Origin of the sequence: Alteromonas portus, assembly GCF_005117025.1 — a bacterium.
In the GTDB taxonomy this organism is placed as follows: domain Bacteria; phylum Pseudomonadota; class Gammaproteobacteria; order Enterobacterales; family Alteromonadaceae; genus Alteromonas; species Alteromonas portus.
The window spans coordinates 312,642-328,582 of record NZ_SWCO01000008.1 but is presented as its reverse complement, the minus strand read 5'-3'; the positions used below and the strand labels follow the sequence as shown (position 1 = coordinate 328,582).

Here is a 15,941-nt window from a genome sequence, read left to right as displayed (position 1 = left end):
TACCGACTATACTTTATCACAATATTGATTTTTATATTGTACGCTTTCATTGACTAAATTGTTATTAATCACGCTCTGTCAAAATCAATTCACTAGACTGGGGCATTATCGCAAAGTCAAACTGACCTAGAACGTTCATTCCCAATAATCCATCAGAATCGGGTAATGCATCTTCGGGCAGCACGATGGCAGAAACATCGTTGAATTCGTAGCCAGCAAAGTAAAAGCGCGGTATTTGCACCAGCGGTGCTTCTATCGTGCCAGATGCAGTTCTAACGTTGAAGTTACCGATAAACGTGAGGTTTCGCATACGACCCAAGCGAGCGAATAATCGTGACGATATTGCTGTGGTACTGGCACCCGTATCTAGAATCATGGTGGCTTTTTGATTGAGCGCTTTTGCTTCAAGGCGATATTGATCGCCAATGCGCTGCAAAGCTACTCGAGTTTGATAACGCGCTGCCTCAGCTTCTGGTGGCGCTAATTCGCTTTCACTTGGCGTGTTATCTGTGTCAGCAACATCGCGCATTTCATAGGCTTTATTGCGGATGATATTGGCGTCTCTATCGTTTAATGGTAGGGCGGCGAGCACATCCTCCATCAGGGTTAATTTTTGCTGAAACGCATAGGCTTCAGCCAAGTTAAGAGTGTAGTGTTTCGCATCTGGTATGCGCTGATATAAAGGTTCGTTCAACCTTGCAACCAGTTCCCATTGTTCGTCTTGACTTAACTGCGCCTGTGCTTGTTGATACAAGGTAGCAATTTTTGTTTCGATAAATGCTAGAGTTTCAGTTGAAAGAGGCAGTTCAGCTAAATCGTAGTAGTGCACTATCGCTGTTGGCAGGGGCTTGGTTAACTCAATTAGTTCAGCTTCTAGCAACAGTAGCGATTCGTTTAGTGAATCATTTTTTAAAAGGTTTGTAAGCTCTGTGGTAAGTAACGCATATTGCCCGTTGTTGAGTAGGGCAGTCAGTGTTTCTATTTTTTCTTGGCTTATAAGAGGTGAAATTGAGCGCTGATCTCCAGGTTCACCTGATGGCTTGCTAACCCCTTTCATACTTGAAGAGTAAGCAGGAGGGCGTTCATTGTTGAAGGGCTTAGCCATACCTTGTATCTGACTTTCACCTCCCAACTGTGCTTCTAGCTGCTTGTCACTATCTAAGCGGTGTTCATAGCTAGCTTCTAGTTCATAAGCCTTATCATTATGCTGCTTTAAACTTAACCACAGATAGATATTTATGCCTAGCGACACAAAAAGAAAAAACGAAAGCACTACCGCGAGCCAGGTTTTCATTAGTCCACACACGCCTCGCCGTATATGTCAACGAATTGCTTAGGCATCCGCTTAGGCGCGCCAGTATCGAGGCTCACGCACACGAATGTGGTCATAGCATCGAATACGGTTTTGTTTCGCTTTGGGCAGATAAATTGAAACTGGCGTTTCAAGGTCAGTTTGCCGTCGCAATGCGCTATCCAAGTCGCGCATTCTAACGTATCTCCAAGATGTGTTGGCAGATGGTAGTTTAGCTCGTGACGTTTGATGACCATGCCACGGTTGAGCGCTTGATAATCGGCAAACTGTAAGCCAAGGGCGTTTGAATGAGCCCACGCTAGGCTTTCTAGCTGCGACAGGTACGCCACATTGTTCACGTGCTGATAGTGATCGATGTGTGATTCATCAATATGCCATTGCTGAACATAGGGGTTGTCTAACATCCAATTTAGCGTGGTGGAGTTCAAACCTCTTCCTCAATCATAAATCTTGTTACTATCCTAGCTGCTTCATTAGCATTGGCTTAGCGCCGGTGCTCTCGAAGACCTATTATTGCATTTCTGTTTCGGCAACTTATACCTTTGGCAACGGATTATCTTCGGGTAAGGTTAAATCGTCACTTAACAGCGTTTGCATTATCGCTTTTTCTCTCACTAACACGGGTTGTATAAAGCTTTGTACATCCCCTAGTGCTTTAAAAGCATTGAAGCCGCGTTCTAAGAACTCATGCAAGGCAAGTAAGCCGGCTAGTTTAGCTGGGCGGCGGGACAGCGAAATCAACATACCTATACCACGAATCTTTATTACATCAGAGAGTTGATCGCCCAAGTGCGAAATTATGTCGATTTGATGCTCCCTATCTTCCATCCTGCCCACATTGCGATAAGCAAGGGCATAGTTGTCACGGTTGATAGGTTCTCCGGGAAAATGGCCTTGTAAGTACTGTGCCATAGCCATATCTAAATCAAACGACAATGCATTTAAAGACAATGCATCGTCCATAGCGTTCATGGCTTTGTCGGGCAATACTTTTGCGAGCTTCGGAATAACCCGTACTAAGTCAGCGTCCCGTTGGCTGAAATCTTTTGGCCCGTACAATTCATCTACAAAAAAAGCCATGGCTTTTTGATAGCGCTTTTGCTGTGCTAAATCGTCGTGCGTTACCAGCAAGCGCTCACATTGCCAATGTTGCAGTTGATGAATAATAGGCATTACACCCAACTGATTGGCTAAGTCACGAAGGGCATTTACCCGATGAATATGTTTAATTATCTGTTGCGCCAAATGACAAACTCCCTGTTGAACGAGTGTGGCTTTTTTGCTGTTGTAAACCTAGATTGACCTAAGCAAGCGTGCCTTTCAAGTGAGATGACTAAGTTTTACTGGTATACTCCACCGCCATCGATTTAGCTCTGCTGTATAGAATTTATTAGACGTTATGAACATCGCCGGTAGACACGCTCTGTTTGACGAGATTGAAAATAAGAGCCCTAGTACAAAAAATACGGGAATAAAAAATACCGAGACAAGTAGTACCCAAGTAAAGGGCACCCAAGCAAAAGGTATCCAAGTAAAGGGCACCCAAGCAAAAGATACCCAATCAAAAAGTACCGGAATTGAACACCTTGCAGGTAAAAATGTGATCATGCATCAAGAAACCTCTGTGAGCACATCTAACTCAGAAATAGACCCCGATGTTCCCGCATTAATTGCACTATTTAATTCTACCTTCGAAGACTTTAATACGCGCTTGGTTTTAGGTGATGACGAACCTATTTATATTCCAGCAGGTATCACAACGTCTTACCATCAAATCGTTTTTGCCCATGGGTTCTTTTCAAGTGCCTTACATGAAATTGCGCACTGGTGTATTGCAGGTGAAAAGCGTCGACTATTAGAAGATTACGGATACTGGTATTGTCCAGATGGGCGCGATGCAGCGCAGCAAGCTGATTTTGAAAAAGTGGAAATTAAGCCCCAAGCCATTGAGTGGGCGTTTACAGAAGCGGCAGGAAGAAAGTTTCAGGTAAGTACGGATAATCTGAACGGTGCTGAGCCTGACAGAGAAGGCTTTACTCAAAACGTCGCCACTCAACTTCAACGCTATAAATCTGAGGGCTTCCCGCCTAGGGCTGAGAGATTTATCACTGCGCTGTCATCTGTGTTTGGCAACGATAAGTTATCTGATACGCCCATCAACGTCGTAAATAGCGCGTCAACAGACTCGCGCCAAAATGCGGCTAGTAGTGGGTTAGGTGATGGGATAGGAGTAAATGCCGAATGAATCAAATTGATCTTAGCCATTCAACGTTTGATAACAAACCCAAATTCAAACTGGGTGTTGTGGTAAATCCCTTTGCCGGCATTGGCGGCGCGCTTGCACTGAAAGGTAGCGATGGAGCTGAAATTCGTGAAAAAGCCCTCGCTATGGGTGCAGAGAAAAAAGCCAATGAAAAAATGGCCAAAGCGCTCAGTATTCTAGAAGCCTTATCTGGGCAATTTACTGTGGTAACGGCGTCTGGTGATATGGGCGAATCTGTCTGTGAATCTTTAGGTATTTCTTATGAAGTAATCTACACGCCTGATACTGCACAAACTGAGGGAGAAGACTCAGAACGTGCAGCCAAAGCAATGGTGGATGCAAACGTCGACTTGCTGCTTTTTGCAGGCGGCGACGGCACAGCCCGTAATATCTGTAGTGTAGTAGGCACAATGGTGCCCGTGCTAGGTGTGCCAGCAGGTTGCAAAATTCACTCTGGTGTTTATTGTGTGTCGCCGTCAGCGGCAGGACAGGTAGTAAGTCAAATGATAGCAGGCGAACTTGTGAGTGAAATGGACGCCGAAGTACGTGATATTGACGAAAACGCATTTCGCGAGGGCAAAGTTATTGCCAAACACTATGGTGAAATGCGCGTACCTGCAGAGCTTACTTACGTTCAAGCAGTAAAAATGGGCGGCAAAGAAGACGAGGCTTTGGTGCTTGATGATATTGCGGCATATGTGAGCGAGATCATGGACGATGAGCCTGAAACGTACTTTGTTATGGGCTCTGGCTCTACGGTAGGCGCGGTCATGGAGTTTCTAGGCTTAGACAACACCTTGTTAGGCGTTGATGTGGTGAAGCAAGGTGAGTTAATTGCCAGTGATGTGACTGCTAGTGAACTAATTGCTCTGACGCAAGACAAGCCCACCAAAGTTATTTTGACGGTTATCGGTGGGCAAGGCCACATATTAGGACGCGGAAATCAGCAGCTAAGCCCAGCTTTTATCCGTCAAATTGGCAAACAGAATATGCTTGTCGTTGCCACTAAACAAAAACTACAGGCGTTAAACGGCAAACCGCTTCGTTTAGATTCAAGCGATGCTGTGCTCGATACTGAATTAGCGGGCGCCTTTACGGTTATTACCGGCTATAAAGACAAAGTACTTTGCCAAGCTGTTTAAAGGCATTGCGCAATACACCGAAGCAAATCCATTGCCTTTAGAACAACGAGGTTTATCTCGAACTGAATATTTAGAGATAAAGAACTGAAATTAACAACAGGAAGGAGTAAGACGTGTTACCACCTGCTGCAGCACCAGAAAGTGTCGTTAACGCTATCGCAGATATTGAGGCATCGCTTGATGATGTGGTAAATCATGGTAGTGATGATGAATTGTTCATTGCCAGTTACTTACAGGGGCATTTCGCGGTGGAGGCACGCCAACTCGAAATGCAAGAAGACGCTACCGTTGCGTTGCTTAATGAAAAAATGCTCGAAAGCCTTGATAATGCTTTTGCTAACAAAGAATTAGAAAGTGATGACGCTCAGCAAGTAAAAGCACTTTGGGCACGGTTAGTCGCAATATAATTGCGGCTTACTTCTTCACTTTTCTCTGGGACCTGTGTGCCATCCATACCGGGTTGAATGGCCTCGTTCTTGAACGCACTAGACCGTTAAGCATCCGCCTTGGTTAGATGGTACAAAGGCTATTTCAAAAATGTTCAGTAAAGGCCAGTCGGCCTTAGCATTAATCATCTGTTCGTCGTTTTTCTTCGCTTTTACAATCCGTTACAGTTTTTTGCATCACAGCCCTTTATTAACAGCTAGATTGGTTTATGTTTAGTACAGGTGTAAAGCCGCTTTGTGGTGCCTGGCACATTCTGGTGTTCAGCGCAGATAATATGCGGATTGGTATAACAAGATTAAGGATGACGACATGACTGTATTTAAGCATCTCACCCAGCGCTTAAAAGTGAGCGTAGGTGTGCTGGCAGTAAGTAGTTCGCTGATGGGTTCAGCATTTGCTAAAAACGATATTAATATCGACTATGAAAAGTTTACTACCGATAACGGGCTAACCGTAATTGTTCACGAAGACCGAAAAGCGCCAGTAGTTGCTGTAGCGGTGTGGTATAAAGTGGGCTCTAAGGATGAACCCAACGGCAAATCTGGGTTTGCCCATTTATTTGAACACCTCATGTTCAACGGCACAGAGAACTATGACGATGAATGGTTCGGACCGCTTCAAGAAGCAGGTGCTACAGGCTTAAACGGCACCACAAACTTTGACCGCACAAACTATTTCCAAACCGTTCCTACACCTGCACTTGACCGTATTTTATGGATGGAATCTGACCGGATGGGGCACCTGTTAGGTGCGGTAACACAAGAGAAATTAGACGAACAGCGTGGCGTTGTACAAAATGAAAAGCGCCAACGCGAAGACCAACCTTACGGAAGCGTATTCACCCACATCTTTGAGGGTTTATTTCCCATAGGGCATCCCTATCATCATACGGTAATAGGCTCTATGGAAGACCTTAGCTCAGCGTCGCTTGACGACGTTAAGGGTTGGTTTAATCAATATTATGGTCCCAACAACGCAATATTGGTGCTTAGCGGCGATATAAATGCAGAAGAAGCTAAACCTTTGGTTAATAAGTATTTCGCTGACATTGAACCAGGTCCAGCACTGTCTAAATGGGAAGCATGGGTACCGAAGCGTAGCGCAAACACCCGAGAAGTGATCCAAGACAAGGTGCCTCAGTCGCGTATTTACCGCCTTTGGGTTTCACCTGAAAACACGTCATCTACCGCAACCGACTTATTTATCGCCGCCAGTGTCATGGGTGATGGTAAAAACTCACGTCTTTACAAAGAGCTGGTTTACGATCAACAAATTGCTACCAATGCCTCGGTATTCAATTACGAGCTTCAAATGGCGTCTATTTTTGGTGTGACGGTTGACGTAAAAGACGGCGTTGACGTAGCAAAAGTAGAAAAAGAGATTGATAAAGTCATAAGCGAATTCTTGCGCAAAGGCCCTAGCAAAGATGAAGTTAAATTGGTGTCGACTAAACGACGAGCTTCAATCATTCGCGGGCTAGAAGAGGTAGGTGGTTTTGGCGGTAAAGCCGATACACTTGCCAGTGGTGAGTTTATTGCTGGCGACCCTAACTATTTCAAAACTGAATTAGACGAGCTAGGAGAAGCTACCCCTAAAGGCGTTAAAGCGGCAGCGAATAAATGGTTAAAAGAAGGATGGCATCAAATCACGGTTGTTCCATTTATCGAGCATGCAGCATCTACCGATGGCGTCGACCGCAGTTCAGGTTTGCCATCAATTGATGCCGAGACTCAACTAAGCTTTCCAGAAGTTACAGAAACTACGCTGTCCAACGGTATAAATGTGGTGTTTGCACAACGTTCTACGGTTCCATTGGTGAATGTAGCAGTGCAATTTGATGCAGGGTACGCTGCTGATGCGGGTGGTAAGTTAGGGCTTGCGAGTTTCACCACGCAGATGCTTGACGAAGGCGCGGGAAAATACGATGCCTTGGAACTCGCGGCAGAGCTTGAGCAGTTAGGTACGAATTTAAGCGCCGGCTCTAATCTAGACACCACCACAGTTAGCATGTCGATGCTAACCGAAAACATGGAGTCTTCTTTGGCAATTATGGGGGATATCTTAAAATCCCCCACTTTTAAAGAAGAAGAGATAGAGCGTCAACGCGCGCTTATATTGAGCAATATTGCACAGCAAAAAACACGTCCTGTGAGTATAGCGCTCACGTTGCTTCCGCCTCTTATTTATGGTGATGATCACGCCTATGGTATTCCATTTACCGGTACAGGCGTTGCTCAAGACGTCCAAGAAATTACGCGAAGCGACCTAGTTAGCTTCAAAGATACGTGGCTACGCCCTGACAACGCGACAATTTTTGTAGTGGGCGACACTACATTAGATGCCATAAAACCTATGCTCGAAAAAGAGTTTGGTAAATGGAAGGTGAAAGGCAGCAAAGGAACGAAGCAAATTGCTGAAGCGTCAATGCCTGAGCAAGGCCAAGCGATTATTATCGACCGCCCTGGTGCACAACAGTCGCTTATTCTGGCAGCACATTTAGCGCCTCCAACAGGGGCTGACAATAATATTGCAATTAATGCCATGAATTTAACCTTAGGTGGTGCTTTTACTGCTCGCGTTAATATGAATCTGCGTGAAGATAAAAGCTGGTCTTATGGCGCGTACACCTTCCTGCAAGATGCTAGAGGTCAGCGCCCGTTTATGGTTTATGCGCCAGTGCAAACCGATAAAACAGGTCCATCTCTGCTTGAGCTTAAGAAAGAGCTTAATGCTTACTTAGGTGAAAAGCCGCCCATGGCGAATGAATTGGAAATAGCGCGATTGGATGTAGTCCGCTCGTTGCCTGGCCAGTTCGAAACCGCCAATGCGGTTCTGTCGAGTCTTTTATCGAGCAAGCGATTCAATAGGCAATATAATTACCCAGAGTCTTTAGTCGAAAAGTACAATGACTTGTCTTTGGACGATTTGAGTAACGCTGCGAAAGAAGTTCTGCACCCAGAGAAATTAACCTGGGTAATCATCGGCGATGCCGAGAAGATTAAAGCAGAAGTTGAAGCTGCGAAGCTTGGACCGGTCAGTGTGCAAAGCATGAATTCACTGTAACAGGTTGGGGTTTAAGTTAACCAGTACTAGGGCCGGACGTTTTCGGCCCTAGTTATTTAGTGCTATTCAGTAAACTCATCAAAGGCCCTTAGTGCGTCTGCAGCGTGCATAGTGAAGGTCCGCTTCCCATATAGACAGACATTTCGCATACCTCATCAATCTCATCACGCGTAGCACCTAGGTGAACTAGTGCCTTAGCGTGAAGCCAATACAGCCATCACATGGTGTTGTGATACCGATAGCAAGGCCAATACGTTCTTTTGTTAGTTTATACTGATGACAAATGCGTCTTTTGTACAATGGATTGCGGTTGCTACATGCACTAAAGTTAAACAAATTTAAATTAGTAGTTTGACTCTTATCTTGAAGATCTCTTCCTTCATGGGCACCGCAAAATCCTTACGTTCAACTTTGTGGGTACTTGCTTTAGCCTTTCTAAATTTGGCTTGTATATCTATTGCATTAGCGTCAGAGTCAAACAAACTGATGAATGAGTACTCAGTCGAACTTTTAGCCGCCGAAGACGGTTTCGTTTCCTCAGAAATTTATTCAATTATTCAAGATAACCAGGGCTTTCTTTGGTTTGGTACTGGTGAAAACGGCGTAATGCGATACGACGGGCGCAACGTTAAGCTATTTGAGTCTAGCAGCGAAAGCGAACAAAGCCTTTCTCACAACGATGCCGGCAACCTAATGTTAGACGCTCAGGGCAATATCTGGGTTGGAACCTGGGGCGGTGGCCTAAACAAGTACGATCCAAAAACGGGTCGATACGAACGTTATTTAAATGATCCTGACAACCCAGATTCTATATCGTCAAACCGAATTCAGTCGCTTTTTCACGATAAAAATGGAGACATATGGCTAGGTTCTTACGATCAGGGGCTCAATCGCTTTTTGGGTGACGGTAAATTTCAGCGAGTTCAGAAAATATCGGGTAATCAAAATAGCCTTTCTCATAATCGTATTTGGGACATTATCGATAACGATGCCAATAGTTTATGGGTGGCTACTAGTTATGGATTGAATTTACTTAATAAAAGCACGCTTTCGGCCAAACATTTTTTGCCCGACCCAACTAACAAAACCGCGACAGGTGCTAACGAGATACGCAGCCTATTGCGCAGTTCCTCTAGTCAGCTTTTCGTTGCAACTCAAAACGGACCATTTTTGTTCTTCCCCAGTTCTGGCGTGTTTTTACCTCAAACCACACGAGAAGGGAAAACGCTAAGTCAGGTAAACTCAATGATTGAGGACCATGAAGGTCAGATATGGTTTGTAACGACAGAAGGGCTTTACCGACATACTGGAGACGGCAACTATGTTGAAAAAGTGGACTTTGGTTATGACAACGGCCTTCGCATAATCTTCGAAGATCATACCAAAACAAAATGGGTTACCAGTGAGGTTCACGGAATCTTTAAGTTTTCGCCGCGCCACAAAATAAAACAAATTAACAGTGAGTTGCTGGCAGCCCCTAGTGGTATTGCCCTTGATAATACCGACGACAGTGGTGATGTGTTAATTGTTACCGCTAACGCCGATATTTTTAAATGGAAAATTGATGATGAATTTCTTCAGAAGGAGTTCGATTCGGTATTTCAAGTACACGAAGAATATCAGTCGCGAGGTGTTATTGAACGGCCAATTATAGTTCCAGACGAAGATGGTTTGCTATGGGTAGCGCAGGACAATTTCGTCGCCAAAATCGATCGCAACAGTAAAGAAGTAAACCGCATTGAATATCCAAAGACAGACAGTCTTTATCGTCAATTTAGAGAATTCAGAGCCCTTGAGGTAGATAACGAAGGCAATGTGTGGATAGGCACCTACAAGCACGGCATTTATATTTACAATAAAAACTCCCGTGAATTTAGGCATATCACCACTAAAGACGGCCTCACTCACCCAGAAATTCATACTATTTTCAAAGACACTCAGGGAAATATGTGGGTAGGTACGGGGGAAGGAGTTAATCTGTGGTTAACTGAAAGTAAGGCCTTTATCCACTTTGGTGACAGTGAAAGCCAGTTCGGAAGCTTAGTAGATAGCATCGTAGAAGACATTCACGAAACGAGTACTGGACAAATATGGGTTGCAACACAAAATGGCCTTTATCAGTATCTGCAAGAGTCAAATACGTTTAAACATTTTAGCGATCAAAATGGTCTACCAACATTGTTGATCCGTGCTATCGCAGATGGGGATGCTGGTCAGCTATGGTTGACCACGAACAAAGGCATTTTTCTTTATAACCCTAGTACACAAAGCGTTATTAGCTACAACAGTTCTTCAGGTTTAGCAGGTAAAAATTTTTACTCAGATAGCTTGATTAAAGCAGGTAGCAATTCTTTTTTTACCAGCAGTCAGCGGGGAATAGAGTACTTTAATTATACCCAGGGGCAGGCCGACTTTGTCGACTCGAAAATAGTACTCACAGGTTTTAATAAAATGGGTGAATCGGTGGAGCTTGAAAAGCCGCTGTCCTACGTTTCTGACATAGATCTTTCCTATGAAGATTATTTCTTCTCTTTAGACTTTGCTCTTCTAGACTTTTCTGACCCTAAGCGAGCCAACTTTGCATACAAGCTTGAGGGGTACGATGAACAGTGGATTGATATTGGAAATCATACCACGGTGTCATTCACTAACTTAAATGGTGGCGATTATAAGTTTCTTGTAAAAGCCATGAAGCAAGACGGTAATTGGGGCAGTGAAGTCCTTTCGATAAATTTACATGTTGGTACAGCACCGTGGAAAACATGGTGGGCTTACACAATGTACGGCGCCTTTTTATTGGTTGTCATTGTGTTAGTCATTTACCTTAGAACCCGTTTGCAACAAACCGAAATTACTAGGCAAAAACGCTTTGTACAAACCTTAGAGCAGCAGGTTTCAGAGAAAACAGCATCGCTAAAAGCACAAGCTAACGATTTGAAACAAGCATTAGAACAAGCTGAAGAAGCAACGAAGCTGAAGTCTGAGTTTCTCGCCAATATGAGTCATGAAATTAGAACGCCAATGAATGGTGTTATAGGCATGCTGGGTCTGTTGAAAAAAAGTGAGCTAACTGCAGAGCAGAGTCAGCGTGTAAACATCGCCAGCTCGAGTGCCAATTCATTGTTGGTACTCATCAACGATATTCTCGACTTTTCGAAGATTGAAGCCGATAAGCTAGAGCTTGAATCAATTGACTTTGACATCAGAGAATTAGTAGAAAATATAGCGTTGTCGGTCGCACATTCAGCCCAAGAAAAAGGTGTAGAGGTCATTGTTGATGTTTCTAAAGTCGACGTGACAAAGATAAATTCAGATCCGAGCCGAATTCAGCAAATTCTCACAAACCTGTTGAGTAATGCAGTTAAATTTACTGAGCAGGGTGAGATATTCATTATTGCAGAGGTGCTTTCAAGCGATAGCGAAGATGAAGCCATTCTCAACCTCACAATTCAAGATTCTGGTATTGGTATTCCAGCATCGAAACTTCCCCACTTATTTGATGCGTTTACCCAGGTTGATGCATCGACTACACGGCGTTACGGAGGCACCGGGCTTGGATTGAGTATTACCAAAAAGCTGTGCCAGTTATTAGGCGGAGACATAACCGTTACGACGAAACTTGGAGAAGGTAGCTGTTTTAATGTGACCTGTAAGGTTACGCACGCAAATGTTAGCCAAGCAGTACAACCCAAAGACGTTAAAGAAAATATGTGCTGCTTAGTCATTGATGACAATCCCTCGGCGCGACGCGTCATGCAAAATCAGCTTACGCTTTGGGGTATTAAAGCAATTGTTGCTTCATCGTTAGAGGAAGCGACAGCATTACTTTGCGTTGGTGAACCTGAGCTCGTTACACCCGCTATAGATGTAACCTTTTTGAAGAAAACAGCACAAGAACAGGGGCCAGAGAATCAGTGTAACACTCTTGTAGGTACCGATCGTTTGAAGCATTCACGGGTAGTTCTGATGACTCAACTTAGTGATGTAAGCAGCTATACAGAGTTTGCAGGACTAGTGGTTGATGAATGTATACCTAAGCCCATCACAACATCAGACTTAATTCGGATAGTAGAGAAAGCGGCAAAGGCACCCGACGAGCAAATCTGTCTGTATACTCAAAAGGAAGAGGCCGAGACAGATGGTGTTACAGCGCAAAGGGACAGCGGTGAGTTAGTTTCGGTCGAAACTAAAAAGTGCACGCCTATTGAAAATGCTAAGCGAATTTTGTTGGTTGAAGACAATACGATTAATCAAATTGTTGCCACCAACTTATTGGAAAGCGAAGGGTATGAGGTTGATGTAGCCAATAATGGGGTGGAAGCACTAGAGCTATTAAAATCTAGAAAGCTTAGCGACCATTACAGCGCGATAGTGATGGACTGCCAAATGCCTGAAATGGACGGATTTGAAGCGACAAGGCTTATTCGCTATGGTGCAGCTGGCGATACTTACAAAAATACGCCTATCATCGCAATGACAGCAAACGCTATGCAGGGTGATAAAAGTAAGTGTATGGAAGCAGGAATGGACGATTTTCTTACTAAGCCCATCGATCACCAAAGAGTAACTTCAACATTACAGTATTGGCTTAACAAAGTTAGTTAGACCCTCGCCAACAGGGAAATAAACGCGTTAATATGCAACAAGTTTTTAACAAGTTGTGAGAGCGTTAATGCTAAACCGAGCATCCAAACCCTTCGTCAAACTCGTCGAAAGATACCTTCCTGACCCCTATATTTTCGTTTTATTACTTACCTTAATTACGTTTGCGTTTGCAGTGGTCATTCAAAATCAGTCTCCACTTACAACTATTCAACAGTGGGGAGGCGGATTTTGGGGGCTGCTCACATTTTCTATGCAAATGCTCTTGGTGCTGGTCACAGGATTTATGTTGGCGTGCACGCCGTTGGTAAAGACACTGCTTGAAAGGCTAGCCAGCGTAGCGAAAAGTCCAGGAAGCGCCATTGTACTGGTTACCTTGGTGTCGCTGATTGCAAGCTGGATCAACTGGGGCTTTGGCCTTGTTGTAGGTGCGTTGTTTGCTAAGGCCTTGGCAAGAAAAGTGACGGTGGATTATCGGTTATTAGTAGCAAGCGCATATTCAGGCTTTATTGTGTGGCATGGCGGTTTAGCAGGCTCTGTGCCCTTAACAATTGCAACGCCGGGTCATTTTTCAGAAGCACAAATTGGCGTAGTGAGTACAAGCGAGACTATATTCAGCGGGTTTAACTTGCTGTTATTGGCAATCATGTTCGTGATTATTCCTCTTGTTAATCGGTTAATGTTACCGCCCGAATCTGAAAGCATTATTGTAGATAGCGCAAAGCTACAAGACGATGCTTTGCCTTCACCAACAAACGAGCGGCCCGCCGACAAGCTTGAAAATAGTAAAGTACTTGGGGTGCTTGTAGGCTTTGCCGGGCTTGCGTATCTCACTAACTACTTTGTTTCAGGGGGCGGGCTTAATCTCAATATCGTGAATACGCTATTTCTTTTTCTCGCTATTATCCTTCACGGTACACCGCGCAATGTATTACATAGCCTGCAGCAAGCAGTACAGGGCGGAAGTGGTATTGTTATACAGTTCCCATTTTACGCGGGGATCATGGCGGTAATGGTGCAATCGGGATTGGCCCAGACCATGTCAGAATGGCTAATTAGCTTTGCATCTGCAGAATCGTTGCCCGCATGGAGTTTTATAAGCGCAGGCATTGTTAACATTTTTGTGCCTTCGGGAGGAGGGCAGTGGGCAGTGCAAGCTCCGGTAATCTTACCTGCTGCTGCAGAATTGGGCGCTGAAGTTAGTAGAGTGGCTATGGCAGTGGCGTGGGGCGATGCGTGGACTAATTTAATTCAGCCGTTCTGGGCACTGCCCGTGCTTGCCATAGCTGGCCTCAAAGCTAAAGACATTATGGGCTTTTGCTTAGTTCAGCTTATCGTATCCGGCGTGATTATCTCCATGGTATTGCGGTTTGTTTAAAACAGTATTTGAAAAATGTAATTACAGGTAACAAACGGGCATTTTAGTGAACAGTATCACTAATGTGCTTAATTCGCTCATCAAGTAAATTCGGCACTTGATGAGCGACAAGGCGCTAAGGAAATGCAGTTTCTATTGATACAATATCAATGCCGCGTACTTGCATAGAATCCAGCGCCAGAAGGTGGCCAATGGCGTCACGTGTGCAAGTGCAAGGTTCAATGACTTTAGGGGAATATTTGGCAGCCGCTGGTGATAATGCTGTGTGGGTTACGCAGTTGTGCGTCATCATACCTGCCAGAAGAATTTCATCCACGTCTAATGACTGTAAGGTTTCTTCTAAATTGGTGTTCTCAAAACAATCGGCGTGTTGCTTTGTGATGATGGGCGCATTCGGGGCAGCGGCTATCACCTCTTTATGAATTTCAGCGCCATGAGATCCTTCATAGAAAAACAGTCCTTCTCCAGCCGCAACAGGTACGAGGTGCTGTATATGGATAATAGGAACATTTTTTTCCTGTGCAATAGCCATCGCTTTAAGTGTTTCTCTCATCGCAAGCTCTGGTTTGTGTAAAGGGTATTTCCCTTCAGGAAAGTAATCGTTTTGAATATCTATAACAATAAGTGCTTGTTTAACCACGGTCTTATCCTCTTTTTCCAAGAATTAGTCTCTAGCACGATTTAAGTTGTGCTTACTGGATGTTGACTATTTTGCAGATCTTCACGTGTAATAGAGAGTGACGATAATGACAAAAAGCGCGCCAAATGCGACAGCGTTTGCAGAACGATAATGAAACGATGAAAGAAATAAAAATAGCAGTAATAAACTATCCAACCGCAAGCCAATCCGCGCTTTACGGCATAGTTGAAATGTTAGAATTGGCGAATACGGTATGTGTACAGCTGAACGCTGACATGGCTTTTAGCGCAAGTATTTATAAAGCGGAGCAGTTGAATTCAAATAAGCCGGTTGATGTCGTCATCTTGCCGCCGAGCATGAATGAAACATTTTTTGAACATGATTTCACAGCACTTATAAACTATTTAAAAGCCATGCAGTCACAAGGTGCATTGCTCGCATCTGCTTGCGTTGGAGCATTTATTCTTGGCAAAGGGGGCTTTTTAGATAATAAAGTGTGTACTACACACTGGCGAATTGCCGACCACTTCATGACAACCTTTCCCACTGCAAAACTAGATGCTAAGGCTATCGTGGTAAACGGGGAGGGCGTAATAACGGCTGGCGGGAGAATGGCGTGGATTGATCTTGTGTTTGAAATCATATCGACCTTAAGTTCACCAGCCATTGCTTTAAGCCTTTCCAAAGAGATGGTGGTAGATACTGGATATAGAGAGCAAGGCTTCTATCACCAATTTGCCCCCACTAAAGACCATGGCGATGCACTAGTTGTTAAAGCGCAAAATTACTTGGCTGTTCATTATAGTCAGCCAATTTCTCTTAGCGATTTAGCCAGCCACACTTTTGTTAGCCAGAGAACCTTACAACGACGATTTACGCAAGCATTGGGCATGACTGTCATCGACTATTTGCAAAAACTGAGGTTGCATCATGCTTGTCAGCAAATTGAGGTATCAACACGTAGCATTGCTGATATTGCTTTTAGCGTGGGTTATCAAAACGTCAATGCGTTTAGAAAGATATTTAGAAAAGAGTATGGACTTAGTCCGATAGAATATCGCAAGCGTTTTGCAATAAATTAACCATATCGATAT

At 44.1% G+C, this 15,941-nt stretch carries 11 protein-coding genes; 7 read left to right on the top strand and 4 right to left on the bottom strand.

Annotated elements, in window-relative coordinates; translation table 11 throughout:
- Nucleotides 1-64 precede the first annotated feature (64 nt).
- From E5672_RS15125 to E5672_RS15115, 3 genes are all read right to left on the bottom strand, one after another.
- Entirely contained in the window at nucleotides 65-1,294 is a 1,230-nt protein-coding gene (locus E5672_RS15125; RefSeq protein ID WP_136782954.1) for a retropepsin-like aspartic protease family protein, read from the bottom strand.
- Nucleotides 1,294-1,740, bottom strand: a complete 447-nt coding sequence (locus E5672_RS15120; protein WP_136782953.1) for an acyl-CoA thioesterase — start codon at nucleotides 1,738-1,740, stop codon at nucleotides 1,294-1,296. The genes E5672_RS15125 and E5672_RS15120 overlap by 1 nt, the downstream gene beginning before the upstream one ends.
- A gap of 106 nt (nucleotides 1,741-1,846) precedes the next feature.
- A complete protein-coding gene (locus E5672_RS15115; RefSeq protein ID WP_136782952.1) occupies nucleotides 1,847-2,557 on the bottom strand; it encodes a DUF8198 family protein in 711 nt (236 codons plus the stop codon).
- 361 nt (nucleotides 2,558-2,918) lie between these two features.
- Here E5672_RS15115 and E5672_RS15110 point away from each other — a divergent pair, with 361 nt between their 5' ends.
- The 6 genes from E5672_RS15110 to E5672_RS15080 all read left to right on the top strand — a co-directional run bounded on the left by E5672_RS15110 (nucleotide 2,919) and on the right by E5672_RS15080 (nucleotide 14,207).
- On the top strand, nucleotides 2,919-3,557 hold the full coding sequence (locus tag E5672_RS15110; protein WP_167483153.1) for an elongation factor P hydroxylase: 639 nt from the start codon (nucleotides 2,919-2,921) through the stop codon (nucleotides 3,555-3,557).
- Nucleotides 3,554-4,717 carry an ATP-NAD kinase family protein gene (locus E5672_RS15105; protein WP_136782950.1) on the top strand — a complete coding sequence of 388 codons (1,164 nt, stop codon included), beginning with the start codon at nucleotides 3,554-3,556 and terminating at the stop codon, nucleotides 4,715-4,717. The genes E5672_RS15110 and E5672_RS15105 overlap by 4 nt, the downstream gene beginning before the upstream one ends.
- A gap of 113 nt (nucleotides 4,718-4,830) precedes the next feature.
- A complete protein-coding gene (locus E5672_RS15100) occupies nucleotides 4,831-5,124 on the top strand; it encodes a YfcL family protein (RefSeq protein WP_136782949.1) in 294 nt (97 codons plus the stop codon).
- 349 nt (nucleotides 5,125-5,473) lie between these two features.
- The gene (locus E5672_RS15095; RefSeq protein ID WP_136782948.1) at nucleotides 5,474-8,227 is read left to right on the top strand and encodes a M16 family metallopeptidase; all 2,754 of its coding nucleotides are present in this window, start codon (nucleotides 5,474-5,476) and stop codon (nucleotides 8,225-8,227) included.
- Between the two features lie 486 nt (nucleotides 8,228-8,713).
- Nucleotides 8,714-12,832, top strand: a complete 4,119-nt coding sequence (locus E5672_RS15085) for a hybrid sensor histidine kinase/response regulator (protein ID WP_136782947.1) — start codon at nucleotides 8,714-8,716, stop codon at nucleotides 12,830-12,832.
- Nucleotides 12,833-12,899: 67 nt separating this feature from the next.
- Nucleotides 12,900-14,207, top strand: coding sequence for a short-chain fatty acid transporter (locus E5672_RS15080; protein WP_136782946.1), 1,308 nt, complete (start codon nucleotides 12,900-12,902; stop codon nucleotides 14,205-14,207).
- A 115-nt stretch (nucleotides 14,208-14,322) separates the two neighbouring features.
- Here the strand turns inward: E5672_RS15080 and E5672_RS15075 are convergent, their stop codons facing one another.
- Nucleotides 14,323-14,847: a cysteine hydrolase family protein gene (locus tag E5672_RS15075; RefSeq protein WP_136782945.1), complete on the bottom strand. Its 525-nt coding sequence runs from the start codon at nucleotides 14,845-14,847 to the stop codon at nucleotides 14,323-14,325.
- A 125-nt stretch (nucleotides 14,848-14,972) separates the two neighbouring features.
- Here E5672_RS15075 and E5672_RS15070 point away from each other — a divergent pair, with 125 nt between their 5' ends.
- Nucleotides 14,973-15,929 (top strand): GlxA family transcriptional regulator, encoded by a 957-nt coding sequence (locus tag E5672_RS15070; protein ID WP_136782944.1) that lies wholly within the window; start codon nucleotides 14,973-14,975, stop codon nucleotides 15,927-15,929.
- The last annotated feature ends 12 nt before the right edge of the window (nucleotides 15,930-15,941 follow it).